Annotated in this window: 26 protein-coding genes; 17 read left to right on the top strand and 9 right to left on the bottom strand. The window is 74.2% G+C overall.

What is annotated here, in order from left to right:
* The first annotated feature begins 6 nt into the window (after nt 1-6).
* The 3 genes from ABUL08_RS06010 to ABUL08_RS06000 are packed head-to-tail and all read left to right on the top strand — an operon-like array spanning nt 7 to nt 3,011.
* Complete coding sequence (locus ABUL08_RS06010) at nt 7-978, top strand: 4a-hydroxytetrahydrobiopterin dehydratase (protein WP_350935300.1); 972 nt, start codon at nt 7-9, stop codon at nt 976-978.
* 59 nt (nt 979-1,037) lie between these two features.
* The gene (locus tag ABUL08_RS06005; RefSeq protein WP_350935298.1) at nt 1,038-1,829 is read left to right on the top strand and encodes a spermidine synthase; all 792 of its coding nucleotides are present in this window, start codon (nt 1,038-1,040) and stop codon (nt 1,827-1,829) included.
* Nucleotides 1,830-1,883: 54 nt separating this feature from the next.
* Nucleotides 1,884-3,011, top strand: coding sequence for an AI-2E family transporter (locus ABUL08_RS06000; protein WP_350935296.1), 1,128 nt, complete (start codon nt 1,884-1,886; stop codon nt 3,009-3,011).
* A 9-nt stretch (nt 3,012-3,020) separates the two neighbouring features.
* Here the strand turns inward: ABUL08_RS06000 and ABUL08_RS05995 are convergent, their stop codons facing one another.
* A complete protein-coding gene (locus ABUL08_RS05995) occupies nt 3,021-4,319 on the bottom strand; it encodes an NAD(P)/FAD-dependent oxidoreductase (RefSeq protein WP_350935294.1) in 1,299 nt (432 codons plus the stop codon).
* 95 nt (nt 4,320-4,414) lie between these two features.
* Here ABUL08_RS05995 and ABUL08_RS05990 point away from each other — a divergent pair, with 95 nt between their 5' ends.
* Nucleotides 4,415-5,863 (top strand): M20/M25/M40 family metallo-hydrolase, encoded by a 1,449-nt coding sequence (locus ABUL08_RS05990; protein WP_350935292.1) that lies wholly within the window; start codon nt 4,415-4,417, stop codon nt 5,861-5,863.
* A gap of 31 nt (nt 5,864-5,894) precedes the next feature.
* On the opposite strand, the gene ABUL08_RS05985 is transcribed toward ABUL08_RS05990, so the two are convergent.
* Nucleotides 5,895-6,422, bottom strand: coding sequence for a GNAT family N-acetyltransferase (locus tag ABUL08_RS05985; RefSeq protein WP_350935290.1), 528 nt, complete (start codon nt 6,420-6,422; stop codon nt 5,895-5,897).
* A 409-nt stretch (nt 6,423-6,831) separates the two neighbouring features.
* On the opposite strand from ABUL08_RS05985, the gene ABUL08_RS05980 reads away from it, so the two are divergent.
* The 10 genes from ABUL08_RS05980 (at nt 6,832) to ABUL08_RS05935 (ending at nt 19,292) form a co-directional block, all read left to right on the top strand.
* The gene (locus ABUL08_RS05980) at nt 6,832-8,058 is read left to right on the top strand and encodes an MFS transporter (RefSeq protein WP_350935287.1); all 1,227 of its coding nucleotides are present in this window, start codon (nt 6,832-6,834) and stop codon (nt 8,056-8,058) included.
* A 228-nt stretch (nt 8,059-8,286) separates the two neighbouring features.
* The gene (locus ABUL08_RS05975) at nt 8,287-9,831 is read left to right on the top strand and encodes a glycosyltransferase (RefSeq protein ID WP_350938523.1); all 1,545 of its coding nucleotides are present in this window, start codon (nt 8,287-8,289) and stop codon (nt 9,829-9,831) included.
* Nucleotides 9,828-11,480, top strand: coding sequence for a glycosyltransferase family 2 protein (locus ABUL08_RS05970; protein WP_350935285.1), 1,653 nt, complete (start codon nt 9,828-9,830; stop codon nt 11,478-11,480). Before ABUL08_RS05975 ends, ABUL08_RS05970 begins: the two co-directional genes overlap by 4 nt.
* Nucleotides 11,481-11,783: 303 nt before the next feature.
* The gene (locus ABUL08_RS05965; protein WP_350935283.1) at nt 11,784-13,112 is read left to right on the top strand and encodes an ABC transporter substrate-binding protein; all 1,329 of its coding nucleotides are present in this window, start codon (nt 11,784-11,786) and stop codon (nt 13,110-13,112) included.
* Entirely contained in the window at nt 13,109-14,083 is a 975-nt protein-coding gene (locus ABUL08_RS05960) for a carbohydrate ABC transporter permease (protein ID WP_350935281.1), read from the top strand. Before ABUL08_RS05965 ends, ABUL08_RS05960 begins: the two co-directional genes overlap by 4 nt.
* The gene (locus ABUL08_RS05955) at nt 14,083-14,919 is read left to right on the top strand and encodes a carbohydrate ABC transporter permease (protein WP_350935279.1); all 837 of its coding nucleotides are present in this window, start codon (nt 14,083-14,085) and stop codon (nt 14,917-14,919) included. The genes ABUL08_RS05960 and ABUL08_RS05955 overlap by 1 nt, the downstream gene beginning before the upstream one ends.
* A gap of 39 nt (nt 14,920-14,958) precedes the next feature.
* A complete protein-coding gene (locus ABUL08_RS05950) occupies nt 14,959-16,086 on the top strand; it encodes a glycoside hydrolase family 172 protein (protein ID WP_350935276.1) in 1,128 nt (375 codons plus the stop codon).
* 72 nt (nt 16,087-16,158) lie between these two features.
* Entirely contained in the window at nt 16,159-17,196 is a 1,038-nt protein-coding gene (locus tag ABUL08_RS05945; protein ID WP_350935274.1) for a LacI family DNA-binding transcriptional regulator, read from the top strand.
* 99 nt (nt 17,197-17,295) lie between these two features.
* Nucleotides 17,296-18,348: a glycoside hydrolase family protein gene (locus ABUL08_RS05940; RefSeq protein WP_350935273.1), complete on the top strand. Its 1,053-nt coding sequence runs from the start codon at nt 17,296-17,298 to the stop codon at nt 18,346-18,348.
* Nucleotides 18,349-18,350: 2 nt separating this feature from the next.
* Nucleotides 18,351-19,292, top strand: coding sequence for a carbohydrate kinase family protein (locus ABUL08_RS05935; protein ID WP_350935271.1), 942 nt, complete (start codon nt 18,351-18,353; stop codon nt 19,290-19,292).
* On the opposite strand, the gene ABUL08_RS05930 is transcribed toward ABUL08_RS05935, so the two are convergent.
* The 4 genes from ABUL08_RS05930 to ABUL08_RS05915 form a co-directional block, all read right to left on the bottom strand.
* A complete protein-coding gene (locus ABUL08_RS05930; protein ID WP_350935268.1) occupies nt 19,289-19,582 on the bottom strand; it encodes a DUF6510 family protein in 294 nt (97 codons plus the stop codon). The genes ABUL08_RS05935 and ABUL08_RS05930 overlap by 4 nt on opposite strands.
* A gap of 16 nt (nt 19,583-19,598) precedes the next feature.
* The gene (locus ABUL08_RS05925) at nt 19,599-20,360 is read right to left on the bottom strand and encodes a ferredoxin reductase (protein ID WP_350935266.1); all 762 of its coding nucleotides are present in this window, start codon (nt 20,358-20,360) and stop codon (nt 19,599-19,601) included.
* Nucleotide 20,361: 1 nt separating this feature from the next.
* Nucleotides 20,362-20,952 carry a sulfite oxidase-like oxidoreductase gene (locus ABUL08_RS05920; RefSeq protein ID WP_350938521.1) on the bottom strand — a complete coding sequence of 197 codons (591 nt, stop codon included), beginning with the start codon at nt 20,950-20,952 and terminating at the stop codon, nt 20,362-20,364.
* 73 nt (nt 20,953-21,025) lie between these two features.
* On the bottom strand, nt 21,026-22,045 hold the full coding sequence (locus ABUL08_RS05915; protein WP_350935264.1) for a TerC/Alx family metal homeostasis membrane protein: 1,020 nt from the start codon (nt 22,043-22,045) through the stop codon (nt 21,026-21,028).
* Nucleotides 22,046-22,305: 260 nt separating this feature from the next.
* On the opposite strand from ABUL08_RS05915, the gene ABUL08_RS05910 reads away from it, so the two are divergent.
* Complete coding sequence (locus ABUL08_RS05910; RefSeq protein WP_350935262.1) at nt 22,306-23,469, top strand: CaiB/BaiF CoA transferase family protein; 1,164 nt, start codon at nt 22,306-22,308, stop codon at nt 23,467-23,469.
* Nucleotides 23,470-23,540: 71 nt separating this feature from the next.
* Here the strand turns inward: ABUL08_RS05910 and ABUL08_RS05905 are convergent, their stop codons facing one another.
* On the bottom strand, nt 23,541-23,951 hold the full coding sequence (locus tag ABUL08_RS05905; protein ID WP_350935260.1) for a DUF2267 domain-containing protein: 411 nt from the start codon (nt 23,949-23,951) through the stop codon (nt 23,541-23,543).
* A gap of 150 nt (nt 23,952-24,101) precedes the next feature.
* Between ABUL08_RS05905 and ABUL08_RS05900 the strand changes: the two genes are divergently transcribed.
* Both ABUL08_RS05900 and ABUL08_RS05895 read left to right on the top strand, forming a co-directional pair.
* Nucleotides 24,102-24,371, top strand: coding sequence for a DUF2795 domain-containing protein (locus ABUL08_RS05900; RefSeq protein WP_350935258.1), 270 nt, complete (start codon nt 24,102-24,104; stop codon nt 24,369-24,371).
* 11 nt (nt 24,372-24,382) lie between these two features.
* Entirely contained in the window at nt 24,383-25,045 is a 663-nt protein-coding gene (locus tag ABUL08_RS05895; RefSeq protein WP_350935257.1) for a DUF1345 domain-containing protein, read from the top strand.
* Nucleotides 25,046-25,273: 228 nt separating this feature from the next.
* On the opposite strand, the gene ABUL08_RS05890 is transcribed toward ABUL08_RS05895, so the two are convergent.
* On the bottom strand, nt 25,274-25,924 hold the full coding sequence (locus ABUL08_RS05890) for a hypothetical protein (RefSeq protein ID WP_350938519.1): 651 nt from the start codon (nt 25,922-25,924) through the stop codon (nt 25,274-25,276).
* Nucleotides 25,925-25,970: 46 nt separating this feature from the next.
* Nucleotides 25,971-26,942 (bottom strand): pirin family protein, encoded by a 972-nt coding sequence (locus tag ABUL08_RS05885; RefSeq protein ID WP_350935255.1) that lies wholly within the window; start codon nt 26,940-26,942, stop codon nt 25,971-25,973.
* Between the last annotated feature and the right edge of the window lie 4 nt (nt 26,943-26,946).

Genomic DNA, 26,946 nt, shown 5'->3' with positions numbered 1-26,946 from the left:
GTGACGATGCGCAAGCAGATGGAGGGCGACAACCAGCGCCGCCGGGCCCTGGCCCGGGAGGCCCGCGAGCGCGGTCGGCAGCCGAGCGAGACCGGTGCGAGCCTGAGCGCGTCCAAGCAGATCACCTCCCTGGACCGGGGTCGGCGGACCGGTCCCCCGCCGGCCGGACGCCACAAGCCGGACACCACGCGCGGCGGCCCCGCCCCGCCGCCGGCCGGCACGCCGGAGCGTCCCCGGCCGCAGCCGCAGCCCGGCAACCCACGGGTGGCCACCCTCGGCTACCGCGACCTGGTCGACGACGTGGGCCGCCGTGCCGGCGTGGACTTCTCCACCGCGAAGGTGGGCGCCGAGGCGACCGTGCTGACGCTGGCCTGGGCGCTGGACGAGGCGGCCCGCCAGCGGCTGCTCGAGGCGGTGCCGGTGAAGCTGCACGACGTGGTGCCGGTGGACGGCATCGAACGCCACGACGAGCTGCCCGGCTTCCTGGCCGAGGTGGCCCGACTCAGTGGGCGCAGCCCCGAGCAGGCCCGTTACCAGGCGGAGGCGACCCTGGCCGCGCTGGCCGACGCGGACGGCGACCTGGTGGAGTCGCTGCGCGTACCGGACGGGTTGCGGGAGCTGCTCGCCGCGCCGGAGCCCGGCGGCGGCCTGGTCGGTCCGGCGTCGGCGACCGCGCCGCTGACCGACCGGGAGCTGCGGGAGGCCCTCGCGCGGCTGCCGTACTGGTCGAGCGACCGGCGGTCGCTGGTGCGCACCATCGAGTTGCCCGCGGGCAACCTGGACCGGGTGCTCGACCGGCTCGACCTGCTCCGGGTGGACCTCGGGCGCGGGCCGCAGCTCGGCCGGCCGGAGCCGGACAGCGCGGTGCTGACCGTGCGTACCGGCCAGGTCGACGGGGTGACCGCCCTCGACGTGGACCTGGCCCGGCGGATCGACGCGGTCATCGATGAGGCCGGCGCGGGAATGGCCGCCGGCTGAGCCACCCCGGGGCCGGCGGGCGGTTCGCCCGCCGGCCCCGCCCGGTACCGTTGCCGGCCATGGAGAGCCCCGCCGACGACCTCGCGCTGGTCGTCGACCCGGCGCGCCGGACCGGGCGCACGCTGCTGGCCGCCGGCGTGGCCCAGTCGTACGTGGACCTCGTCGACCCCCGCCACCTGCACTTCGAGTACGTCCGCCGGATGGCCGCGGTGCTCGACGTGGTCGCCCCGGCCGGCCGGCCGTTGGACGTGCTGCACCTGGGCGGTGGCGCGCTCACCCTGCCCCGCTGGCTGGCCGCCACCCGTCCCGGCTCGGCACAGCGGGTCGTGGAGCGGGACCCGGCGGTGGTCGAGCTGGTCCGCCGCGAGCTGCCCGCGCTCCCGACCGAGGTGACCGTGACGGTCGCCGACGCCCGGGACGCGGTGACCGCCGCCCCGCCCGCCCGGTACGACGTGGTCCTCGCCGACATCTACCGGGCCGCCCGGATGCCGGCCCACGTGGCGAGCGTCGAGTTCGTCACCGAGGTGGCCCGGACCCTGCGCCCGGAGGGCGTCTACCTGGTCAACGTGACCGACCTGCCCCCGCTGACCTTCTCCCGTACGCAGGTGGCGACGCTGCGCGCCGTCTTCGCCGACGTCTGCGTGCTGGCGGACCGCCGGATGCTGCGCGGCCGGCGGTACGGCAACCTGGTGCTCGCCGCCGCGCACCGCCCCGACCGCCTGCCGGTACGCCGGCTGACGGCCCGGGTGGCCGCCGACCCGCTGCCCGGCGGGGTGCTGCACGGCGCGGCGCTGGACGCCTTCGTCTCCGGTGCCCGCCCGGCCACCGACGCCACCCTCGCCGACGGCTGAACCGCCGCGGGCCGCCGGGGGTTTTCCGCGCCCCCGGCCGGGTAGCCGCGCCGGATGAGCAGAGCCGACGACCGGGGCACCGCCCGACGGGCGCTGATCGTCATCGGTCTGGTGCTGGCCACCATGCTGGTGCTGGTCCTGCTCTGGGCCACCCGACGGGTGCTGATCTGGCTGCTGGTCGCCGTCTTCTTCGCGGTGGCGCTGAAGCCCCTGGTGGACCAGGTGGAGCGGCGCTGGGTCCGGCGCCGCGCCCTGGCCACGCTGCTGGTCTTCCTGGCCGCGTTCGGGCTGCTCGCCGGGATCGCCGCGGGGATCGTGCTGCCGCTGCTGGACGAGGTGGGACGCTTCGCCGACCGGGCGCCGGAGCTGCTGCGCGAGGCCCGCGCCGGCCGGGGACCGATCGGCGAGGTGCTGCAACGGCTGCGGCTGCGGGAGTACGCCACCAGCCACTCCCACCAGATCCGCCAGTACGGCGCGCAGCTGCGCCAACCGGCGGTGGGGCTGGTCCGGGGCGTGCTGGAGACCCTCGCCGGGCTGGTCACGGTGATTGTGCTGGCGTACCTGATGGTGCTGGAGGCCCCGCGGATCATCGCCGCGACGCTGGCCCTGGTGGGCGACGGCCCGGCGCAGCGGCTGCGCCGCGTCGGCCGCGACACCTCCCGCACGATCACCGGCTACCTCAGCGGCAACCTGCTGATCAGCGTGATCTGCGGTGGTCTGACCTTTCTGGTGCTCTTCCTCACCGGCGTGCCGTTCGCGGCGGTGATCGCGCTGCTGGTGGCGATCGCGGACCTGATCCCGCTGGTGGGCGCGACCCTCGGGGCGATCCTCGCGGCCGGCGCCGGCTTCCTGCACTCGCCGGGCACGGGCGTGGTGGTGCTGGTCTTCTTCGTCGTCTACCAGCAGGTGGAGAACCACCTGCTGCAACCGCTGATCATGTCCCGGGCGGTCCGGTTGAACCCGCTGACCGTGCTGGTCAGCGTGCTGCTCGCGGCCGAGCTGGCCGGTCTGGTGGGCGCCCTGCTGGCCATCCCGGCGGCGGGCGTGGTGCAGATCCTGCTGCGCGAGTACGCGCCGGCCGGGCTGCGCAGCGTGCCGTCGCCGGCCACCGGCGACACCGACGACGACGCGGCCGGCGGCCGGCACCCCGGGGACGGGGACCGGCCGCCGGCCGACGGCTGAGCCGGGCGGTCAGGCCCGGCGGACCACCTCGGGCGACTCGCTCTCCAGCGGCACGGCGGTGCCCGGCACCAGGCCGAGCTGCACGGCGGGTCGGGGCAGGGTGGCGTCCAGCACCCAGTCCGCCCCCACCCGGGCCCGGTTGCCGGGCATGGCGAGCAGGTGGTAGCCGCGGGTGACCGCCTTGGCCGGCAGGCCGGACAGCGACACCTTCAGCGGGTTCGCGGCGGCGTCCTTCCCGCCGAGGTCGACCACCCAGCCCAGGTCGTGGTGCTTGTACGGCTTCCGGTTGCCCTGCCCGTAGGAGGCGGCGATGTTGTGCGCGACGAGCTTGCCCTGCCGCTGCGCGTGCTGGGCGGTCATCGCGCAGACCTGCCCGGGGCGGGTCACGTCGGGCACGGCGGCGGCGTCGCCGCAGGCGTACACCTCGGGGAAGCCGGGGACGGTGAGGTACTCGTCGACCACCAGCCGGCCCTTCTCGGTGCGCAGGCCCAGCTCGGCGACGAAGGGATCGGGGCGTACCCCGACGCACCAGACCAGGCTGCAGGTGGGCACGTACTCGCCGTCGGTCAGCATCACCCCGTCCGGGGTGGCCTCCGAGACGGAGGTGCCCATCCGCACGTCCACGCCGCGTCGGCGCAGCACCCGGTCGGCGGTGACCGACATCCGCTGGTCCAGCTCGGGCAGCACCCGGGGCGCCACGTCGAGCAGCAGCCAGCGCGGGCGGACGTTCAGGTGTGGGCGCTGCCTGACCAGCCGGTCGGTGAAGAGCTGGCCGTGTGCGGCGACCTCGGTGCCGGTGTAGCCCGCGCCGACCACCACGAAGGTGGTCCGGGCGCGCTGCTCGGCCGGGTCGTCGGTCAGCTCGGCCAGCTCGACCTGCCGCACCACGTGGTCGTGCAGATAGAGCGCCTCGGGCAGGCCCCGGAAGCCGTGGGCGTACTCGGTCACGCCGGGGATCGGCAGCAGCTTGTTCACGCTGCCGACGGCGAGCACGAGCCGGTCGTACGCGAGCCGCCCCCGGTCCCCCTCCTGCTGCCGGTAGCCGATCCAGCGGTTCTGCAGGTCCACCCGGTCCGCCTCGCCGACCACCACCCGGACGCCGTCGAGGGTGCCCGACAGCGGCACCGAGATGCGGGTCGGCTCCACGACGCCGGCGGCGACCTCGGGCAGCAGCGGCAGATAGAGGAAGTAGTCGGTCGAGTTCAGCAGGACGATCTCGGCCCGCTTGCCGGCGAGCCGGCTCAACGTCTTCGCCGCGTGGTATCCGGCGAACCCGGCCCCCACGATCACCACACGAGGTTTCGTCATGCCCGCTGCCGTTCCCGTCGACACGCCCGACAAACGTGCCCGCCGAGCCGCGGTGGATATAGACAAACGTCATGACACGGGACGAGGATGCGCTGATGGGATCCCATGAGACCGCCGGGGAACGGCCCACGAGGTCGACCCGGCGCAGCTTCCTCACCGCGTCCGCGGCGGCCACCGCCGCCACCGTCGCCGCCCCGCTGACCGGCACGGCGGCGGCCGCGCACGAGCCCGGCCCACCGCCCGGCCCCGGCCAGCCGGTCCGCCCCCAGCCGCCCGGCCGGGAGCTGGCCGCGCTGCTGCGCGAGGTCGACCGGGACCGGATCGAGGCCACCGTCCGGCGGCTGGCCGCCTTCGGCACCCGGCACACCCTCTCGGCCCAGGACGACCCGCAGCGCGGCATCGGCGCCGCCCGAGACTGGATCCGCGACCGGCTGTCGGAGTACGCCGCCGCGTCCGGCGGCCGGATGACGGTGGAACTCCAGTCGTACGTCCAGCAGCCGGCCTCGCGGATCCCCACCGCGACCCGGATCACCAACGTGGTGGCGACCCTGCGCGGCGTCTCCTCCCCCGACCGGGTGTACGTGGTCACCGGCCACTACGACTCCCGCGCGACCGACGTGATGGACGCGGTTGGTGACGCCCCCGGCGCCGACGACGACGCGTCGGGGGTGGCGGTGCTGATGGAGCTGGCCCGGGTGATGGCGACCCGGCCCGTCGAGGCCACCGTCGTCTTCGCCGCCGTGGCCGGCGAGGAGCAGGGCCTGTACGGCTCGGCGTACCTGGCCGGGCAGCTCAAGGCGGCCGGTGTCGACGTGCAGGGGATGTTCAGCAACGACATCGTGGGCAGCAGCACCGCCGACGACGGCACCCGCGACCCGCGGACCGTCCGGCTCTTCGCCGAGGGAGTGCCGACCGCGGAGACCCCGGCCGAGGCGAGCGTCCGCCAGTCGGTGGGCGGCGAGAACGACTCGCCGTCCCGGCAGCTCGCCCGGTTCGTCGCCGACGTCGCCGAGAACGGTGCCACCGGCATGCGGATCCGGGTCGTCTACCGGCGGGACCGCTACCTGCGCGGCAGCGACCACATCTCGTTCCTGCGCCAGGGCTGGCCGGCCGGCCGCTTCACCGAGCCGAACGAGGACTTCGCCCACCAGCACCAGGACGTCCGGGTGGTCGACGGCGTGCAGTACGGCGACCTGCCGGAGTTCTGCGACTTCGACTACATCACCCGGGTGGCCCGGGTGAACGGCGCCGCGCTCTGGTCGTTGGCGCAGGCGCCGGGCACCCCGAAGGGGGCGGTGATCGTCACCAGCAACCTCACCAACGACACGACGCTGCGCTGGCAGCGCGGCGACGAGCCCGACCTGGCCGGCTACGAGGTGCTGTGGCGGGAGACCACGGCCGCCGAGTGGCAGCGGGTGATCGCAGTCGGCGACGTCACCGAGGTGACCGTCGACCTCTCCAAGGACAACGTCTTCTTCGGGGTACGCGCGGTGGACCGGGACGGGCACCGCAGCCCCGTCGCCTTCCCGCGTCCCGGCAGCTGACCGGTGGCCGCCCCGGTGGCCGGTCGGCGACTCAGTCGGCCGCCGGGGCGGTGATCGCCCACCGCTCGTGGTCCCGCCACGCCCCGTCGATGAAGAGGTAGTCCGGGGAGAACCCCTCCTGCCGGAAACCGAGCTTGCGGGCCACCCGCTTCGAGGGCTCGTTGCCGGGCTGGATGTTCGCCTCCAGCCGGTGCAGCCCCATCGCGTCGAACGCGTACGCCACCACCAGGCCGATGCCGGCCGAGGCGTGGCCGGTGCCGGCGTACGGCAGGAACGCGGCGTAACCCAGGTAGCCGCCGCGCAGCGCACCGAGGACGATGCCGCTGATCGAGGCGTACCCGGCGATCTCCCCGCTGGCCCGGTCGCAGAAGACGAAGCCGGAGCTGTCCCGGCGACGGATCTTGCGCAGCCACGCGGCGTACGCCGTGGGATCGGCCGGTGCGGCGAGCCACGGGTGGTGCAGTTCCCGGCTGCGCCGGGCGGCGGCCACGAACTCGGCCTCGTCGGTGGGGCGGGGCCGGCGGATCCCCACCGTCGCACCGGTACGCAGGTATCTCACGTCGGCACACTCTCACCGCCCCGCCCACCGTTGTCCAACCGGGGTCGCGCCGACGAAGCCGGAGCCCTAGGGTGAGCCAGGACGACAGGAGGTCGATCATGGGTATGGCTCTTCTCGGCACGGTGCTGGTGCTCGCTTCGCCGCGGCGGACCACGGCGTCCTGACCGAGCCGGCGGCCCGACCGGCCGCTCGGCCCCAACCCGATCCGCGCCGCCCTGCCGGCGCACCGATCGTCCCCGGACCCCGCCCCGCCTCGCGAAGCGATCAGGTGACCCGCCCTCCGCGCGGGTCCTCCGTCATGGCGTGACCACGCCACCACATCGCTTCCGAGGGAGTTCCTCGTGTTTCCGGACCATCCGTCCGGGCGCCCCGTCGCGCCCGGACGTCATCACCCTGCGCGGTGGTCGGCATGACCACCGACGTCACCCCGGGCCAGCTCGGCCCCGACTTTCTCCGCCTCTGGACCGCCAGCGCGGTCTCCAACCTCGGTGACGGCGTCACCATGGTGGCCGGGCCCCTCCTGGTCGCCTCGCTCACCCGTGACCCGGCCGCCATCGCCGCGGCCGTCCTGGCCCAGCAACTGCCCTGGCTGCTCTTCGCGCTGGTCAGCGGTGCGCTGGTGGACCGGCTCGACCGCCGTCGACTGATCATCGGCGTCAATCTGGGCCGGGGCCTGGTGCTGGCCGCGCTCGCCGTCGCGGTGCTCACCGGGCTGGTCACCGTGCCACTGATCTGCCTGGCGTTCTTCCTGACCGGCGTCGGGGAGACCCTGGCCGACACCGCCGCCGGGGCGCTGCTGCCCTCGGTGGTGCCGCCCGAGCGGCTGGAGCAGGCGAACAGCCGGCTCTTCGCCACCTTCGTGGTGGGCAACCAGTTCGCGGCGAAGCCGCTCGGGGCGTACCTCTTCGTGCTCGCTGCGGCGCTGCCGTTCGGCGTCGACGCGGCCAGCTTCGGGCTGGCCGCGCTGCTGCTGGCGCTGCTGCGGTGGCGTCCGGTGCCGCCAGCGGCACCCGAGCCGGCGGCCGACCCGCCGCGCTCGCTGCGGGCCGACATCTCCGCCGGGGTACGCGCGCTCTGGCGGATCCCCGTGCTGCGGACCCTCGCCGGCTGCATCGCGGTGATGAACGTGGCGTTCTGCGCGGCGTTCGCCGCGTTCGTGCTCTACGCCCGGCAGCGGCTCGGCCTCACCGAGGTCGGGTACGGGGTGCTGCTCACCGCCTCGGCGATCGGCGGCCTGGCCGGCACCGGGCTGGCGCCCCGGCTGCGGGCCCGGTTCGGCACCCCGACCCTGCTGCGGGTCGGCCTGCTGATCGAGATCGGACTCCAGGTCGTCCTCGCCACCACCCGGCAGCCGTGGGTGGCCGGCGCCGCCATGGCGGTGTGGGGGGTGCACGCCATGGTGTGGGGCGTGCTGGTGGTGTCGCTGCGGCAGCGGCTCGTGCCGGACCGGTTGCGCGGCCGGGTGAACAGCGTCTACGCCCTCGCCGACCTGGGCGGGGCGGCCGTCGGCACCGCCGTCGGCGGTCTGCTCGCCCGGACGACCGGGAGCATCGTGGCGCCGTTCTGGCTGGCGGCCGCCGCGCTGACCGTGCTCACCGCGCTGGCCTGGCGCCGGTTGTCCGCCGCGGCCGGCTGAGCACCGTCGCCGGTGGGGAGGGTCGCTGCGGCGCTCCCCACCGGCGACGCCGGCCGGGTCACCACCGAACCGCCGTCGGACGGTCGCCTCCGCGTCACGTCGGTGTCGCCGTCCGGCCCACTGCCTCGATGAGCGTGGTGACGCGCCGGAGAGGCCGGCGGAGCAGCGGAGGAGCAACAGGTGGCACCGGACGACACGACGGCCGCGCCCCGGCGGGCCCGGGTCGTCATGATCGTCGACAACCGGGTCGACGGTGACTCCCGGGTGCAGAAGGTCGCCCGGTCCGCCGCCGAGGCGGGTTGGGACGTCACCCTGCTCGGCCGGTCCCCGCACGACGTCGAGGTGACCTGGCGGCTCGGTGCCGCCGAGGTGCGCCTGCTGCCGGTGCCCGACCCGTTGGACCGCCGCCGGCACGAGTTCCGCCGTTCCTGGCTGCGCTGGCCGCTGGCGTACCGGCCGGGTGGGATCGCCGACTACCGGGCCCACCAGGTGCGCGGCTGGCAGGCCGACCTGACCGTCGAGGCGGCGCTGCTGGAGCAGCGGGCCCGGGCCGGTGACCTGGACGGTGCCCGGCTGCGGCGGGCGCGGCGTCGGCTGCGCCTGCGGTCCACCGCCGCCCGGCTGCTGGCGCGCTGGGTGTGGCTGCGCACGAGGATGATGCACCGGGTCCGCAGCGGCCGGAGGTTCCGCAACCCGTGGGACCGGGCGTACACCCTGTTCTGGCAGGCGGTGCGGCGCGACCGGGCGTGGCGGCGGCTGGAGCCGGGCCTCTGGGACTACGAGCTGGCCTACGGCCCGGAGCTGGACCGGCTGCGCCCCGACCTGATCCACGCGCACGACTTCCGGATGCTCGGCGTCGGCGCCCGCGCCAAGATCCGGGCCGCCGCGCAGGGCCGCCGGGTCGCCCTGGTCTGGGACGCGCACGAGTTCCTGCCCGGCCTGCGGCCCTGGCGCGACCACGCCCGCTGGCTGCCGGCCCACCGCGCCCACGAGCGGGAGTACGCCCCGCACGCCGACGCCGTGGTCACCGTCTCCGCCGACCTGGCCGAGCTGCTGCGCCGGGAGCACCGGCTGCCGGAGTTGCCGTCCGTGGTGCTCAACGCGCCCGCCGTCGAGCACCGCCCGGCCGGTGCGGGGCCGCCGCCGGACGTGCGCGTCGAGTGCGGCCTCGGCGCCGACGTCCCGCTGCTGGTCTACAGCGGTGCGGCGGCCCCGCAGCGCGGGCTGACCACGCTGGTCGACGCGCTGCCCCGGCTGCCCGGCGTGCACCTGGCGCTGGTGGTCGACCCGGCGCGGCGGCACGTCGAGGAGCTCGCCGACCGCGCCGGGAAGCTCGGCGTGGCCGACCGGCTGCACGTCCTGCCGTACGTGAAGCACTGGCAGGTGGTCCCCTTCCTGGCCGGCGCGGACGTCGGGATCATCCCGATCCACCACTGGCCCAACCACGAGATCGCGTTGATCACCAAGTTCTTCGAGTACGCCCACGCCCGGCTGCCCGTGGTGGTCAGCGACGTCCGCACCATGGCAGCCACCGTCCGGGAGACCGGGCAGGGCGAGGTGTTCACCGCCGGGGACGTGACCGACCTGGTCCGCGCGGTCACCGCCGTGCTGGCCGACCCGGCCCGGTACCGGGCCGCGTACGACCGGCCCGGCCTGCTGGCCGGCTGGACCTGGGCGGCGCAGGCCGAGGTGCTGGATCGGGTCTACCGCCGGCTGCTGCCCGCCACCACCGACGACGCCATCCCCGCCCCCGCCGAAGGAGCGATCCGATGACCGCGCCCGACGTCAGTGTCATCGTGCCCGTCTACGACACCATGCCCTACCTGCGGACCTGCCTGGACTCGCTGCTGGCGCAGACCATCGGCCGGGAACGGATGCAGATCGTCGCCGTGGACGACGGCTCCACCGACGGCGGCGGCCGGCTGCTGGACCGGCTCGCCGCCCGCCACCCGGGCCTGGTGACCGTGGCGCACCAGCCCAACTCGGGCGGTCCCGCCGCCCCCTGCAACCGCGGCCTCGACCTGGCCACCGGCCGGTACGTCTTCTTCCTCGGCTCCGACGACCACCTGGGCCCGGAGGCGCTGGAACGCCTCGTCGCCGCCGCCGACCGGTACGGCTCCGACGTGGTGCTCGGCAGGGTGGTCGGAGTCAACGGCCGGCACGTCTTCGCCGACGTCTTCGCCGCCGGCAACGCGGTCGACGTGGACCTCTTCGACTCGGCGCTGCCCTGGTCGCTCGCCAACACCAAGCTGTTCCGCCGCGACCTGATCGACACGCACCGGCTGCGGTTCCCCGAGGACATGCCGGTGCTCAGCGACCAGCCGTTCACGCTGGAGGCCTGCTACCGGGCCCGGCGGATCACCGTGCTGGCCGACTACGACTACTACCACGCGGTACGCCGGCTGAACGCCCGCAACATCACGTACCACAGCCGGGTGGAGGCGCGGCTGGCCAGTGTGGAGCGGCTCTTCGCGTTCGTCGCCGACCTGATCCCGGCCGGCCCACGCCGCGAGGCGGTGCTGCGCCGGCACGTCGGCCTGGAGCTGGCCAACCTGGTCGGCGACGACTTCCGGCTGCTGGACCGGCCCACCCAGGAGCGGGTGCACGCGACGGTCCGCCGGCTGATCGAGCGGCACGTCACCGACGGCCTGCGCGACCGGCTCGACATCGAGGCGCGGCTGCGGCTCGGCGCGGTGACCGCCGGCGGGGTGGACGACCTGCTCGCCGTGATCGCCCAGGACGCCGAGCACGGCGTCCCGCCGACGGTGGTCCGCGGCGACCGCTGGCACGCCGGCTATCCGGGCGGCGACCGGTGGGCCGACGTGACCGACGTCCGGGCGGACTGGTTGGCGAAGCTGGACACCGTCGAGGTGCGCTGGACCGACCGGGACACCCTGGCGGTGACGGCGCGCAGCCCGTACCCCGGTTTCGCGGCCGACGGCGGGCCGGTCCGGTTGGTGGCCGGGCGGCTCGCCGGCACCACCCTGCTGGACGCCACCGACCCGACGGGCCGGACCGTCCGCACCGACTTCCCGGTGGACGAACTCCTGGCCGCGAGCGCCGCGACCGGGCAACGGCATCCGGTCCGGGCGGAGCTGACCGGGGCGTACGGCCGGGGCAGCGCGCCGGTCCGCGCGCCGCGCCTGGTCACCGGCCGCCCGCGCCTGCTGCGGCACGGCCTCCGGCTGTACGGCGTGACCGCCACCGTCGACCCGCGCAGCGGGCAGCTCGTCCTCTCGGTCGTGCCGGTGACCGTCCGTCAGGTGGCCGCCCGGCTGGCCCGCCGCCGACGGCGCGGCCCGGCCCCCGCCGCGCCGCTGCCGCAGCGGTCCCGTCCGTCGGCCGCCCCGGCACCGGCACGCACGCCCGGCACCCACGCCGAGCCGGCCGCCGACCTGGCTCACCTCACCCGCACACCCTGACCCTCGCCCACACCGCCCGCCGAGGCGTTGATCAAGAGGTTTGCGTCGCCTCACGCCCGGATCCCGACGCAAAGCTCTTGATCACCGGGGGGGGCGGGGCGGGGCCCGGGGGGGGCGGGGCGGGGCGGGGCGGGGCGGGGCGGGGGAATTTACCGGTTGGACACTTGACCGCCACAGGGTGCGCTCTTAGGCTCTGCCAAAAGCTTTTGCCAAAAGGTTTTGGCACTGCTCACCGACTTTCCCGCCACGCGCTCCGGCGCGCGCCCCCACGCGCCCGGCGAACCCCTGAAACGGAGCAGCACCATGGCCCCTCGCGTCTCCCCGACAGCAATCGGCGGATGGAACCGCCGTGGTTTCCTCGGCCTCGCCGGTGGTGCCGGCGCGGCCGCCCTGCTCGGCACCGCGGCCTGCGGCGCCGGCGGCGGCAGCGGCACCGGCTCGTCCGACGCCAAGACCCTCACCGTGGCGTGCGAGGGCGGCGGCAAGATCGAGCTCCAGCCGGTGGTCGACAAGTTCAAGCAGGACACCGGCACCGTCGTCACCCTGGTCGAACTCCCCTACGACGGGCTGTTCAACCGGCTGACCAGCGAACTCGCCAGCGGCAAGCCCTCCTTCGACGTCTGCGCCGTCGACGCCGTCTGGATCCCGCTGCTGGCGAACAAGCTGGCCGCCCTCGACGGCCTCTTCACCCCCGAGGTCAAGAACGACCTCTTCCCCGCCCTGGTCGCCGAGGCCCAGTCCGACGGGCACTTCATCGGCATGCCGGTCTGGACCAACAGCGAGATCCTCTTCTACCGCAAGGACCTCTTCGAGGACCCGAAGGAGAAGGCCGCCTTCGCCAGGAAGTACGGCTACCCGCTCGCGCCGCCCACCACCTGGCAGCAGTTCACCGACATCGCCACCTTCTTCACCCGGCCCGACCAGAAGCTCTACGGCACCGACGTCAAGGGCGCGGTGGAGACCGAGTGGCTGGCGCACGTGCTCCAGGCCGGCTCCCCCGGCGTGGTCCTCGACGACAACGGCACCGTCATCGTCGACAACGCCCAGCACCTCGCCGCGCTGACCTTCTACGCCGACCTGAACAACAAGCAGAAGGTCGCCCCGGCCGGCGCCGCGCAGACCGACTGGAACGCCGCGCAGAACCTGTTCAACCAGGGGCAGACCGCGATGACCCGGTTCTGGGCGCACGCGTACCGGCAGATCCCGAAGGACGCGAAGGTGGCCGGCAAGGTCGGCGCGGCGCCGATGATCGGCGGCACCGCCGGCGTCGCCGGCATCCCCGGCCCGTGGTACCTGTCCGCCCCGAAGGGCGGCGCGAAGGCCGACCTGGCGCAGCAGTTCATCAAGGCCGCCTACGACACCAACGCGCTGAGCATCGAGACCAGCCTCGGCCTGGCCGCCCGCAAGTCCGCCTACCAGCAGTACGCCGACAAGCCCGGCTACGAGTCGTTCGGCCCGCTGCTGTCCACCCTCAACGCCTCGGCCACCCGGGCCCGCCCGGCCAGCCCGCACTGGCAGCGGATCGTGGACAGCGTCCTGGTCCCCACCATCCAGAAGGCGCTCACCCCGGGTGCCGACTACGCCGCCCTGCTCAAGGCCGCCCGTACCCAGATCGAGGGAATCATCAAGTGACCCGGACAGCGCCGGTGGCGCCGCCGCGTACCCCGTCGGCGCCGGCACCGGAACCCGCCGCCGTCCGACGGCGGTCGCGGGCCCGCGGCCGGTTGTCGGACGCGGGGTACGCCACCCTGCTCGCCGCCCCGGCCGCGGTGGTGCTGCTCGCGCTGGTCGGCTGGCCGCTGGTGAAGCTCGCCGTCGACAGCCTGTACACCGGCTCGGGGCTCGGCGACGGGCGGAGCTTCGCCGGGCTGGACAACTATCTGACCGCGCTGACCGACCCGGGCATCCGGGCGGCGGCCGGCCGGACGCTGGCCTACACGGTGATCGTGGTGACGGCGGAACTCGTGCTCGGCCTGGCCGTGGCGCTGCTGTTCCACCGGCTCGGCCCGAAGGCCCGGATCCTCCAGACGCTCTTCCTCTATCCGCTGATGATCGCCCCGGTGGTCGCCGGCCTGCTCTGGCGGTTCCTGATGATCGACAACGTCGGCATCGTCAACGAGCTGCTCACCCGGGTCGGCGTCCTGGGCAACCCCGGCGACGTCTCCTGGCTCAGCGACCCCGACCTGGTGCTCTTCTCGGTGGCGCTGCCGGACATCTGGCTCACCACCTCGTTCATGACCCTGGTGCTCTACGCCGGCCTCCAGGCCATCCCGCCGGACCTGTACGAGGCGGCCCGCCTCGACGGCGCGCGCGGGCTGCGGCTGCTGGTCAGCGTGACCCTGCCGCTGCTGCGGCCGGTGATCGCGGTGGCGCTGATCATCCGGGGCGTGGACGCCGCCCGGGCGTTCGACGTGATCCTCATCCAGACCGACGGCGGCCCGCAGTCCGCGTCGGAGACGTTGAGCCTGACCATCTACAAGACGATGGTCAGCTACAACGACCCCGGCACGGCCGCCGCCACCAGCACCCTGTTCATGATCGTCATGATGCTGGTCGCGATGGTCGCGGTGCTGACCATCTGGCGACCGGGCAAGGAGTCCTGATGTCGCACCTGCTCGCCGCGCGGATCAGGACCGGGCTGCTCTGGGCCGCCGCCGTCGCGGTCGTGGCGCTCTACGCCTTCCCGTTCGGCTACCTCGTGCTCACCTCGTTCAAGCCGGCCGTCGACGCCATCGCGGTGCCGCCCACCGTGCTGCCCCAGCGGTTCAGCCTGGACAACTACCTCACCGCGCTCCAGCGGCCCGGGGTCACCGCCTCCTTCGTCAACAGCGTCAGCACCGCGGTGATCGCCACGCTGCTGTCGATGGCCCTGGCCATCCCGGCCGCCTGGGCCATCACCCGCTACCGCAGCCGCACCGGGCGGATCCTGATGGCCGGTTCGCTGCTGGTCCGGATGGCCCCGGCGGTGGCGATCGGCATCCCGCTGGTCACCATCCTCGGCGCGGTCGGCCTCACCGACACCCCGACCGGGCTGGCCCTGGCCCAGACCACGGTGGCGCTGCCGCTGTCGATCTGGCTGCTGGCCAGCTTCTTCGAGGGCGTGCCCCGGGAGATCGAGGAGGCGGCGCTGGTCGACGGCTGCGGCCGGTTCACCGCGCTGCGGCGGGTGATCCTGCCGGTGGTCTCCGGCGGGGTCGCGGTCACCGCCATCTTCGCCTTCCTCGCCTCCTGGAACGAGTTCCTCTTCGCCCTCCTGCTCACCTCGGTACGCGCACAGACCACCCCGATCGCGATCGCCAACTTCCAGAGCCAGTTCGGCCTCGACTGGGGCCCGATGACGGCGCTGGCCACCCTCTACTCCGTACCCGCGGTCGTCCTCACGCTGCTGCTGCAACGGCGGATCGTCGCCGGGCTCAGCCTCGGCGCGGTCAAGGGCTGACGCACCAATCCCCCCGCACCACCCCGGAAAGGAAGCACCATGTCGTTCTGGCGACCCACCAGCCCCCTCGCGGGTCTCACCCGGGTCAAGGCCGGCCGCTCCCGGCGCGAGTCGAGCTGGGACCGTACCGGCGGCAACCGCGACTTCGCGGTCGTCCCGCCGGGCGAGACGCACGTCCTGGCGGACATCGAGGGCACCGGCGTCATCGAGCACATCTGGCTGACCACCCGCTGCTACTCCGAGAAGTACCTGCGCAAGCTGGTCATCGAGATGTACTGGGACGGCGAGGAGAACCCCAGCGTCCGCAGCCCGCTGGGTGACTTCTTCGGCGTCGGGCACGCCACCTGCACGCACTACGTCTCGCTGCCGCTGAGCATGGTGTTCGGCCCGCGTCGCGGCCCGAAGGGGCCGTTCGCCGCCGCGATGAACTCGTACTTCCCGATGCCGTTCGGCAGCTCGGCGAAGATCGTCATCCGGAACGAGTCCGACCAGCCGATCGAGAACCTCTTCTACTACGTCGACTACGACCTGACCGACGAGGCGAAGCCGGACGACGTGGCCTACTTCCACGCCTACTACCGGCAGGAGAAGCCCTGCACGCCGGTGCCGAACGGGCTGGCCCCGGGTGAGGTGCCGAACCCGTGGGACCTGCCCGGGGTGAACCTGACCGGTGACGACAACTACGTCATCCTCGACACCGACGGCGGGGCCGGGCACTACGTCGGCTGCGTGCTGAGCATCGACAACCACAACGCCTCCAACCAGCCGTACACCTGGCCGGGCGAGGGCGACGACATGATCTTCATCGACGGCGAGCAGTGGCCCCCGTCGCTGCACGGCACCGGCACCGAGGACTACTTCAACGCGGCGTGGGGCTTCCCCAGCGGCGCGTACGCCGGCCCGTACCACGGCATCAGCCTGGCCAGCAGCCCGCAGGAGCACTTCGGCCTGTGGAGCATGTACCGGTTCCACATCGAGGACCCGGTGCGCTTCTCGTCGTCGATCAGGGTGACGATCGAGCACGGGCACGCCAACGACCAGGGCAACGACTTCTCCTCGGTGGCGTACTGGTACCAGCACCACCCGCACAAGCCGCTGCCCGAGCTGCCGCCGGTGGCCGAGCGCCTGCCGCGCCGCTGGCCCGAGCACGGCCTGTGGGACGAGTGACCGGTCCGATACCGTTGACCGGTCGTCCACTCCGGACGCCCGGACCCCCGCGAGCAGGGTAGTGGTGAGCTGATGGGATCCAAGGCGAGCATCCGGGACGTCGCCGCCGCGGCGGGCGTCTCGGTGACCACCGTGTCCCATGTGCTGAACAACAAGTCCGGCACCCGGGTCAGTCCGGAGACCCGCGAACGCGTCGAGTCGGCGGCCCGCCAGCTCGGCTACGCGGCGAACGGGCTGGCCCGGGGGCTGCGGCTGCAACGCTCGCAGACCCTCGGCCTGCTCAGCGACGTCATCGCCACCACCCCGCACGCGGGCCGGATCATCCTCGGCGCGCAGGAGACCGCCTCGGCGCGTGGTTGGGTGCTCATGCTGCTCACCACCGGGGGCGACCCGGAGGTCGAACGGCGGGAGATCCAGGCGCTCGCCCAGCACCGGGTCGACGGCGTGCTCTACGCGACCATGTACCACCGGGTGGTACGGGTCCCCGACGAGCTGGCGCCGATGCCGGTGGTGCTCCTCGACGCCAGCAGCACCGACCCCGTGTGGCCGTCGGTGGTGCCCGACGAGCGCGGTGGCGGCGAGGTCGCCGTCCGCGAGCTGCTGGCCCACGGCCACCGGCGGATCGGTTTCGTCACGAACGTCGACGACATCCCCGCCACCCGGGGCCGGCTGCTCGGCTACCAGGCGGCGCTGCGCGAGGCCGGGGTGCCGTTCCGGCCGGAACTGGTCCGCGCCGAGGTCTCCGACAGCCACGGCGGCTACCGGGTGTCCCGCGAGCTGCTCCGGCTGCCCGACCGGCCCACCGCCCTGTTCTGCTTCAACGACCGGATGGCGATGGGCGCCTACCGGGCCGCCGCGGAACTCGACCTGCGCATCCCCACCGACCTGTCGGTGATCGGCTTCGACAACCAGGAACTCATCGCGGAGGGGTTGTACCCCGGTCTGAGCACCGTGGCCCTGCCGCACTACGAGATGGGCGCCTGGGCGGTGGAGACCATGGTGGACCTGCTCAACCAGCCGAAGGGGACCCGCCGGCGGACCGCCCGGCAGGTCGTCATGCCCTGCCCCCTGGTCCGTCGCGACTCGGTCGCCGCCGCGCCATCCGCCTGAGCCTCCGCACACCCCGTCGGTCTCCCCCGCCGACGTCCTCCGCCGCCCCGCGCGGCGGCCGACCCCCGCCGCCCGCGCGCGGCACCGAAAGGAACCACCGTGCTGCGACTTCCCGACGCCTGGATCTGGGACTTCTGGTTCGCCCGCGAGGGCGACACCCACCACCTGTACTTCCTGCGCGCCTCCCGGGCGCTCGGCGACCCGGACCGGCGGCACTTCCGGGCCAGCGTCGGTCACGCCGTCTCCACCGACCTGCGCACCTGGACGCAGCTCGCCGACGCGTTGGTCCCCGCCGACCGGCCCGCCTTCGACGACATCGCCACCTGGACCGGTTCGGTGCTGCCCGGCCCCGACGGTCGTTGGCACATGTTCTACACCGGCGCGGGCAGCACCGAGCGGGCGCTGGTGCAGCGGATCGGCCTGGCCACCTCGACGGACCTGGTCACCTGGGAGCGGCACCCCGCCGCACCGGTGCTCACCGCCGCCGGCCGCTGGTACGAGCGCCTCGGCGACTCGACCTGGCAGGACGAGGCGTGGCGGGACCCGTGGGTCTTCGCCGACCCGGACGGCGACGGCTGGCACATGCTGATCACCGCGCGGGCCAACGAGGGCCCGGTCGACGACCGGGGCGTCATCGCGCACGCCCGCTCGCACGACCTGGTGCACTGGGAGGCACAGCCGCCGGTCACCGCACCGGGCAGCGGCTTCGGGCACCTGGAGGTGCCGCAGGTGGAGATCGTCGACGGCCGGCCGATCCTGCTCTTCTCCTGCCTGCACGACCAGCTCGCCGAGCGTTGCCGGGACGCCCGGGCCTGCGGCGTCTGGGCGGTGCCCGGTGACTCGCTGCTCGGCCCGTTCGACGCCGCGAAGGCGCAGCGGCTCACCGACGACAGCCTCTACAGCGGACGCCTGGTCCGTGACAACGACGGTCGCTGGCAGCTGCTGGCCTTCCTGCACCACGACGAGGAGGGTCGCTTCGTCGGCGAGCTGAGCGACCCGGTCCCGGTCCGGGTCCTCCCGGACGGCACGGTGCTACTCGGCGACGCCGAGCCCGGCACCCCGTACTCGGTGCACGGCCGTCGGGACGTCGCCCCGGACCCGGCCCAGGCCGGCGACCGGACCCAGGCCGACACCGTGGCCGCGGGGGCCTGAGCGTGCTCACCGTGCTCGGCGAGGCCGTCATCGACCTCGCGCCCTCGGCCGGCGGCGACCTCTTCGCCGCCCACCCCGGCGGCAGCCCGCTCAACGTGGCGGTGGGGCTGGCCCGCCTCGGCCGCCCCACCACCATGCTGGCCCGTTTCTCCCGCACCGCCTTCGGCCGGCGGCTGCGCGCCCACGCCGAGACCAACGGGGTGGACGTCGCGTCGGCGGTGGCCGACGACCGCCCCGCCACCCTGGCCGTCGTCTCGCTCGACGACACGGGAGCCGCCGGCTACGACTTCTATCTGGACGGGACGAGCGACTGGCACTGGACCGCCGACGAGCTGGGGTCGCTGCCCGCCGACACGCGGGTGCTGCACACCGGTTCGCTCGCGGCGCTGCTCCCGCCCGGCGCGGAGCAGGTCGCCGGGGTGCTGGCCCGCGAGCACGCCGCCGGGCGGGTGCTGGTCAGCCTCGACCCGAACGTGCGCCCGGCGGTGCTCGCCGACCCGGACGCCGCCCGGGACCGGCTGGTCGCGCTGGCCCGGCACGCCCACCTGGTCAAGGCCAGCGACGAGGACCTGGCCTGGCTCTTCCCGGGCGCGTCGGTGGAGACCGCCGCCCGCCGGTTGCTCGACCTCGGCGTACGCCTGGTGGTGGTGACCCGGGGCGCGGCCGGCTCCTACGCCGCCACCGGGTCGGTCGAGGTGACCCGACCCGCCCGGCGGGTGACCGTGGTGGACACCGTCGGGGCCGGGGACGCCTTCACCGCCGGACTGTTGGACGCCCTGGTCGAGGCGGACGCGGCGACCCCCACGGCCGTCGGTGACCTCGACGCGGGGCGGCTCGGCGCGGTGCTCGACCACGCCACCCTGGTGGCGGCGCTGACCTGCCGGCGGGCCGGCGCGGACCCGCCCCGCCGCGCCGACCTGACCGGCACCGTCGACGGTCGCTAGAGCGGACGGGGGTGCGGCTGGTCCGGCGGCATCGGCACCTGGAGGAAGGTGGACCCGCGCAGGTCCAGCCAGGCCCGGTCGGGTGCGCGGACCAGCCGCAGCATCACCTCCGTGCAGGCCGGGCGGCGGCCGACCAGCCCGGGCGCGTGCGAGAAGACGTGCAGGCCGGCCATCGGGCCGACCATCCCGCACGACTCGCAGCGCCCGGTCGCGGAGCTGAGGTCCACGGCGAAGAGCTCCCGCAGCGGCCCGTCGAGCATGTTGCCGTCCAGGTACGACATCTCGGTCATCAGGTCTCCTCGCCGTTCATCCGGTCGGGCCGAAGCGTTCGGTCTTCACCCGCCGCGCCGGGTGACCCAGCCCGACCAGCAGGTCCGCCACCGTCTCCACGAAGCCGGTGGGTCCGCAGACATAGCAGAGCGGCTCCAGGTCGGGCGGCCAGCCGTGGGTGTTCACGTCGGCCAGGCCGAGCCGGTGCGGTTCGCCCCGCCAGCCGTCGGGTGCCGCCCGGGTGTAGACGTACGCGACGTCGAGGCCCTGGTCGTCGCGGGCCCGGCGGCGCAGCTCGTCGGCGTAGATGACGTCGGCCGGGGTGCGCACCGAATAGATCAGCCGGAACGGCACCCGGCTGCCCGCCGCCCGGCGGGCACGGATCATCGCCATCAGCGGCACCACCCCGGAACCGCCGGCCACCAGCAGCACCGGCGCGGCCTCCGTCGTACGCCAGACGAACCAGCCGCCGACCGGGCCGCGCACCTCCACCGGGTCGCCGGCGGCCCAGACGTCGATCAGGTACGGCGACACCTCACCGTCGGGCACCCTCTGCACGGTCAGCGCGATCCGGTCCCCCTCGGCCGGCCCGGCCAGCGAGTACGACCGGGCGGCCTGGTAGCCGTCCGGAGCGGTGAGCCGGACGTCGACGTGCTGCCCGGCCACGTGCCCCGGCCAGCCCGGAACCTCCAGCACCAGGGTCTGCGCGGTCGGCGTCTCGGGCCGGCGCTCCACCAGGCGGGCCACCCGCCAGGTCAACGGCGTGCCGGTCCGCCCGCCGGGAGTTGGTGCGGCCACCTCAGTCGCCCTGGTAGCGCTGCTCGCGCCACGGGTCGCCGTAGTCGTGGTAGCCGGCGGTCTCCCAGAAGCCCGGCTCGTCGTCGACCAGCAGCCGGATCCCGCGCACCCACTTCGCCGACTTCCAGAAATACAGGTGCGGCACGAGCAGCCGGGCCGGACCGCCGTGCTCGCGGTCCAGCGGCGCACCGTCGAAGGTGTGCGCCACCCACGCCCGCCCGTCCCGCAGGTCGTCCAGCGGCAGGTTGGTGGTGTACCCGCCGTACGAGTGGACCAGCGCGTAGTCGGCGGCGGTGTCGATCCCGTCCAGCAGGGTGTCCAGCGAGACGCCCTGCCAGCTGGTGCCGAGCTTGGACCAGCGGGTGACGCAGTGGATGTCCACCGTCGGCGTCTCCTGGGGCAGACCCATCAGCTCGGCCCAGGACCAGCGGAACTGGGCGCCGGTCTCGTCGGTGATGACGAACTCCCAGGTCTCCTGCGGCACCCGCGGGGTGGGGCCGGCGGAGAGCACCGGGAAGTCCTCGGTCAGGTACTGCCCCGGCGGCAGGGCCGGCTCCGCCGAACGGGGCCGACCCTGGAACCCTGGCGACACGATTCCCACTCGCCTTTCCTACCACCTGCGGGACGACGAGGGGCCCGGTTGGCGCAGGCCCCTCGTCGTCACCTCAGTGCCGCTCGACGACGATCTCCTTCTCGCCGGGCGGGGCGTTGCGGGTGGCGCGGAGGCTGGTCAGCGTCACCACCACCAGGACGCCGATGATCACGCCGAGCGAGGCCAGGGTCGGGATCTCCGGCACGCCGGCCCAGATCCCGTGTGCCCAGTGCAGGCCGAGCTTGACGCCGATGAAGGCGAGGATGATCGCGAGACCGTAGCTGAGGTGCACCAGTCGGCTCAGCGCGGCGTGCAGCACGAAGTAGAGCGCCCGCAGCCCCAGCAGCGCGAAGGCGTTGGTGGCGAAGACCAGGTACGGGTCCTCGGTGATGCCGTACACGGCGGGGACCGAGTCGACGGCGAAGACGATGTCGGTGGCGAGCACCGCGACGACGACCAGCGCGAACGGGGTGAGCGCGCGGCGACCGGCCTGCCGGATGGTCAGCCTGGTGCCGTGGTACTCGTCGACCACCGGCATCACCTTGCGCAGCAGCTTGACCGACCGCATCTTGTTGATGTCGACCTCCTGCTCGTGCCCCGAGACCGCGTCGCGCAGCAGCTTGACCGCGGTGGCGATGAGGATCAGGCCGAACAGCAGGAAGGCGAAGTCGAGGGTCTGCAGGGCGGCGGCGCCGAGGGCGATGAAGATCGCGCGCAGCACCAGCGCGCCGGCGATGCCGTAGAGCAGCACCCGCTGGGCGAGCACGGCGGGCACCGCGAACGCGGCCAGCAGCAGCATGAAGACGAAGAGGTTGTCGACCGAGAGCGACTTCTCGACCAGGTAACCGGTGAGGTACTCGACGCCCTGCTGGGAGCCGAACCGGGACCAGATCCAGCCGCCGAAGGCCAGCGGCAGGGCGATGTAGAACGCCGACCAGCCGATCGCCTCGCGCATCGACACCTCGTGCGGGCGCCGGGTGACCAGGAAGTCCAGCACCAGCAGGACGAGTACGCCGACGATGGTCACCGCCCAGAGGGTAGGCGTACCGACCGACGACAGGTCACCGGCGGACAGGTATGACAGATCGCTCATGGAGCCTCCTCGAACACCGTGTCATGTTCGAGGTCTCCTTCACCCACGGATCGTGGGCAACCACCCGAGGCACGCCCGGGGCGCGCCGTACTGACCGGAATGGTTCGTGGGAAGTACTCCCCTCGTGCCCCCTAGATTAGGGCATCCTCACCGTGCTGCCAAACTTCGACGCAGCACGGTTGCCCTGGTCAACGGCTGTGTGGCACCGCCGTGCCCGTCCCCGGGCACCGGGCGGGGACGTCGACGCCTATCGTGGCCCGATGACCGCTGACGCCCCTGCCCCGACCGGTCCGCTCACCGGCGTACGGGTGGTGGAGCTGGCCGGGATCGGCCCCGGCCCGTTCGCCGCGATGATGCTGGCCGACCTGGGCGCCGACGTGGTCCGGGTGGACCGCACCAGCCCGGCCGGCTTCGGCAGCCCGCCCGGTGACCTGCTCAACCGGGGCCGCCGGTCCGTCGCGGTGGACCTCAAGTCGCCCGGCGGGCGGGAGGTCGTGCTGGCCCTGGTCGCGGGCGCCGACGCGCTGGTCGAGGGGTTCCGCCCGGGGGTGACCGAACGACTCGGGCTCGGCCCGCAGGACTGCCACCGGGTCAACCCCCGCCTGGTGTACGGCAGGATGACCGGCTGGGGACAGGACGGCCCGCTGGCCCCCTCCGCCGGGCACGACATCGACTACCTGGCGCTGACCGGGGCGTTGCACGGGATCGGCCGGGCCGGCGAGCGCCCGGTGCCGCCGATGAACCTGCTCGGCGACTTCGGTGGCGGCGGCATGATGCTGGCCCTGGGCGTGGTCGCCGCCCTGTACGCGGTCCGCGCCGGCGCCCCCGGTCAGGTGGTGGACGCGGCCATCGTGGACGGCGTGTCGGTGCTGTCCACCCAGATCCACGCGCTGCGCCGGTTCGGCATGTGGCAGGACCCGCGCGGGGTGAACCTGCTCGACGGCGGCGCCCCGTTCTACGACACCTACGAGTGCGCCGACGGCCGGTACGTCGCCGTCGGCGCGCTGGAGCCGCAGTTCTACGCCGAGCTGGTCCGGCTGACCGGCTTCCCGCTGGCCGGCGACGAGGCGCCCGACCGGAACGACCCGGCGAAGTGGCCGGCGCTGCGCGAGGCGTGGGCGCGGCTGTTCCGCACCCGCACCCGGGACGAGTGGACCGCGCTGCTGGCCGGCACCGACGCCTGCGTCGCGCCGGTGCTGGACTGGCGGGAGGCGCCGGAGCACCCGCACCTGGCGGCCCGGGGCGTCTTCGTCGAGCACGACGGGGTGACCCAGCCCGCCCCCGCGCCGCGCTTCTCGGGCACCCCGACGGCGCTGCGCCGGCCGCCGCCCACACCCGGCGAGCACACCGACGACGTACTGGTCGAGGCGGGTTTCGACGCCGACCGGATCGCCGCCCTCCGGGCGAGCGGCGCGATCGGCTGACCGCGCCGGGCCTCGGCACGCACGACCCGACCGCGTCGAGCGGCGCGACGGGCGTCGGTCGGGCGCAGGTGTCAGCGTCGGCGCAGGGTGGCGCCGGGCGCGAGGGCGGGCTCCACCATCTCCCGGTAGTCGCGCGGCAGCTGGGTCACCAGGTCGTCGAATTCGCCGCCGCTGATCGCCTCGCGCAGCGTGGTGAAGACCGCCCGGACGGCGTCCCGGGCGACGTTGCCGTCGACACCGGCCCGCTGGCCGACCCGGGCGACGAACTCGGCGGCGCCGAACCGGTCGGCGGCCTCCGTGTCGGGGCTGGGCTTGAGCACCACCTGCAACGGGCGGGGCAGTTGGATGGCGAGGTCGAGCACCTCGCCGCCGGTCAACCGCTCGGCCAGCGTCTCCAGGGTGGCGTGGGTCAGCTCGACCGCCCGCTCCGACGGCGTGCGGGTGCGTTGGGCGACCTGGTCGACGAAGGTGTCGTAGTTCATCGGTACCCCCTCCGGTGCTCGCCGCCGCGTACCCGCGGATGCCGGCGGGAAACGGCGGCGGATTTCCGGGCCGACCGGGCGTGACCGGCGGCCCGGCGGGTAACCGCGGTCGGTCGTGACCGCAACTCCAGGCGCGAGGGAGCCCGTTCCATGGCGAGTTACACGGACGTCCTTGAGTACCTGTCGGCGCTGGACTACCCGGCCGGGAAGGACGACGTCGTCCGGGAGGCAGAACGGGAGGGGGCGCCGCCGGAGGTGCTCAAGGCGCTGCGGGCGCTGCCCCCGGTGGACTACGCCAACGGCACCGAGGTGGCCCGGTCGGCCGGCATCGACGCCGCCCCGGAGCTGAGCCCGGCGCAGCGGGCGGCCCAGGCGCGGGACCCGCACACCCGGGTCTCGCAGCACCTGCGCGGCATCTGACCCGACCCCCGGTGGCGCCTCCGACCGGCCGCCCCGACGGGCACACCCCGGCGGCGCTCCAGCTCACCGTGATGGGGCTGGCCGGGGTGTTCTGCGGTGGGCTCTTCGGGGTCCTGGTGTCGCCCGCGCTCGGCCCGCTGGTGGGCTGGGACGCCGCGGCGCTCGCCTGGCTGACCCTGCTCTGGCGGCGACTGTGGCGGCTGGACGCCGACGGCACCGCCCGGCTGGCCGTGGTGGAGGACCCGAACCGGGCCGTGCGGGACGTGCTGCTGCTGGTGGCGTGCCTGGCCAGCCTGGTCGCGGTCGGGGTGCTGCTGACCACCGCGCACCCGCTCGGGCCGGGCCTGCCGCTGGACACGTACGGCGGGCTGGGCGTGCTCAGCGTGGTGCTGTCCTGGTTCGTCGTGCACACCGTCTTCACCACCCGCTACGCCCGCCTCTACTACGCCCGTACGCCGCCCGGCGGGGTGGACTTCCACCAGGCGGAGCCGCCCTGCTACGCGGACTTCGCATACCTGGCGTTCACCGTCGGGGCGACGTTCCAGGTCTCCGACACCGACCTGTCCGGCGCGGAACTGCGACGCACGGTGCTGCGGCACTCGCTGGTGTCGTACCTGTTCGGGGCGGTCATCGTCGCGGCCACGGTGAACCTGCTGGCCGCGCTCGCGAAGTGAGCCGGAGACGACAGCCCCGGATACAGGCGGGCGCCCCGGGTCACGAACCGCGACCTGGGGCGCCACGCAGTACCTGTCCCTGGCGGGTCCGCGCCCGAACCGGGTCGCGGCCGCCAGGCGGTGGATGGTCGCCCGAACCGGGCGGGCATCCCTGCCACGATCATCATACGAGATACCATCAGCCGAACGGGTGACTTTCGCGAAAGTGTGTCCAGCGGCACGTGCTGATCAGCCGCTCAGTTCCGCGTACCGCTTCTCCAGGTCGACCCGGGCGAGCGCGCCGACGAGCCAGGACAGCCGCTCCGACTCGCCGCTGCCGGCGAGGCCGGCCAGATCGGCCGCCGACCGCCCCAGCCCCAGCCGGCGCGCGGCGACGAGGGCCCGCCGGTCGGCCACCGGGGCCACCTCCCGCCACACCGCCTGCACCTCCCGGAGGAACAGGTCCACCACCTGATCGTCCACACCGGGCAGTTCGGTGAGCATCCGTCGCTCCCGGGCGGCGTCCTGGTGCGCCTCCGTCCGCAGCCGGCGCAGGTCGCCCCGGTAGCGCTCCACCACGGTCCGGGCCAGATCGCCGAGGACGTCCGCGAGCGCCTCGACGTCGCCGCGCTGGCCCGCCTCGCGCAGCACCCGGACCCGGTCGGAGTCGAGCGACCGGGCCAGCCGGGCGGCGCTGTCCCAGCCGTTGGCCCGCAGCGCGTCGGCGGCCTCCACGGCCCGCCGGAAATCTCCCCGCCCGGCGAGCAGAACGGACAGGTAGAGCACCTGGAACAGGTGGGACGGGTTGTTCACCACCCGGAATCCGTACTGTTCCGCGAAGCCCCGGCCGTCACCGGCGAGCCGGCGGACCAACCGCTTCTTCTCCTCGATGCTGGACATCGCACTGGTCGACATGCCCGCGACTACCCGCACCGGCGGCGGGCAATCAGCCGGACAGGGTGCCCCGCCGGTCCCGGGCCTTCAACCGGGTGGTCGGCAGCGCCGGGGCCGGCAGCGGCGGCGCGGCGTCGTCGGCCACCGTGCCGAAGCGGCGGCCGGCCATCCAGTCCTCCCGGGCGGCGGCGACCTCCTCGTGCGACCGGCCGACGAAGTTCCACCACATGACCAGGGGCTCCTCGAACGGCGCGCCGCCGAGCAGCAGCAACCGGCTGCCCGGCTCGGCGTGCAGGGTCACCGCGTCCCGCCCGGCACCGAGATAGAGCAGGGCGCCCGGCGCGAGGGCCACCTCGTCCACCCGGGCCGCACCGGACATCGCCAGCAGCCCGTACTCGAAGTCGCGGCGCAACGGCAGCGTGGCCGGCGCCGGCCCGCGGGCCGCCAGCTGCGCGCCCAGCAATGGGGTGTGCACCACGGCCGGGGAGCGGGCGCCGGCCAGCTCACCGACCAGCAGGGTGACGGCCAGGTCGCCGTCGCGCCACGCCGGCAGGTCGGCGTGGTGCGCGAAGTCGGCCGCGCCGGCCCGCGCCGGGTCCGGCAGCGCCACCCACAGCTGTACGCCGTGCATCAGCGGCGGATGCGTGGCCGGTGACCGTTCGGAGTGGGCGATGCCGTGACCGGAGGTCATCACGTTGAGTTCACCGGGCCGGATCGGCTGGACGTTGCCCAGGCTGTCCCGGTGCACGATCTCGCCGTCCAGCAGCCAGGTCACCGTCTGGAGCCCGGTGTGCGGGTGCGGCGGCACCTCCATGCCGGGGCGCTCCGCCACGTCGTCCGGCCCGAAGTGGTCCACGAAGCACCAGGCGCCGACCATCCGACGCTGCCGCTGCGGCAGCAGCCGACGCACGGTCGTGTAGCGCCCCAACGGCACGTCGTGCCCGGGCAGGAGCACACTGCCCGGGTCGGTGTCGGCCACGCCGGCCGGCACGGTCTGCGCCGGCATCGATTCGGTACGGTCCACCGCC

This window comes from Micromonospora sp. CCTCC AA 2012012 (genome assembly GCF_040499845.1).
Lineage (GTDB): Bacteria > Actinomycetota > Actinomycetes > Mycobacteriales > Micromonosporaceae > Micromonospora > Micromonospora mangrovi.
Note: the sequence above shows the minus strand (reverse complement) of the source record. Positions and strands in the feature narration are given on the sequence as shown.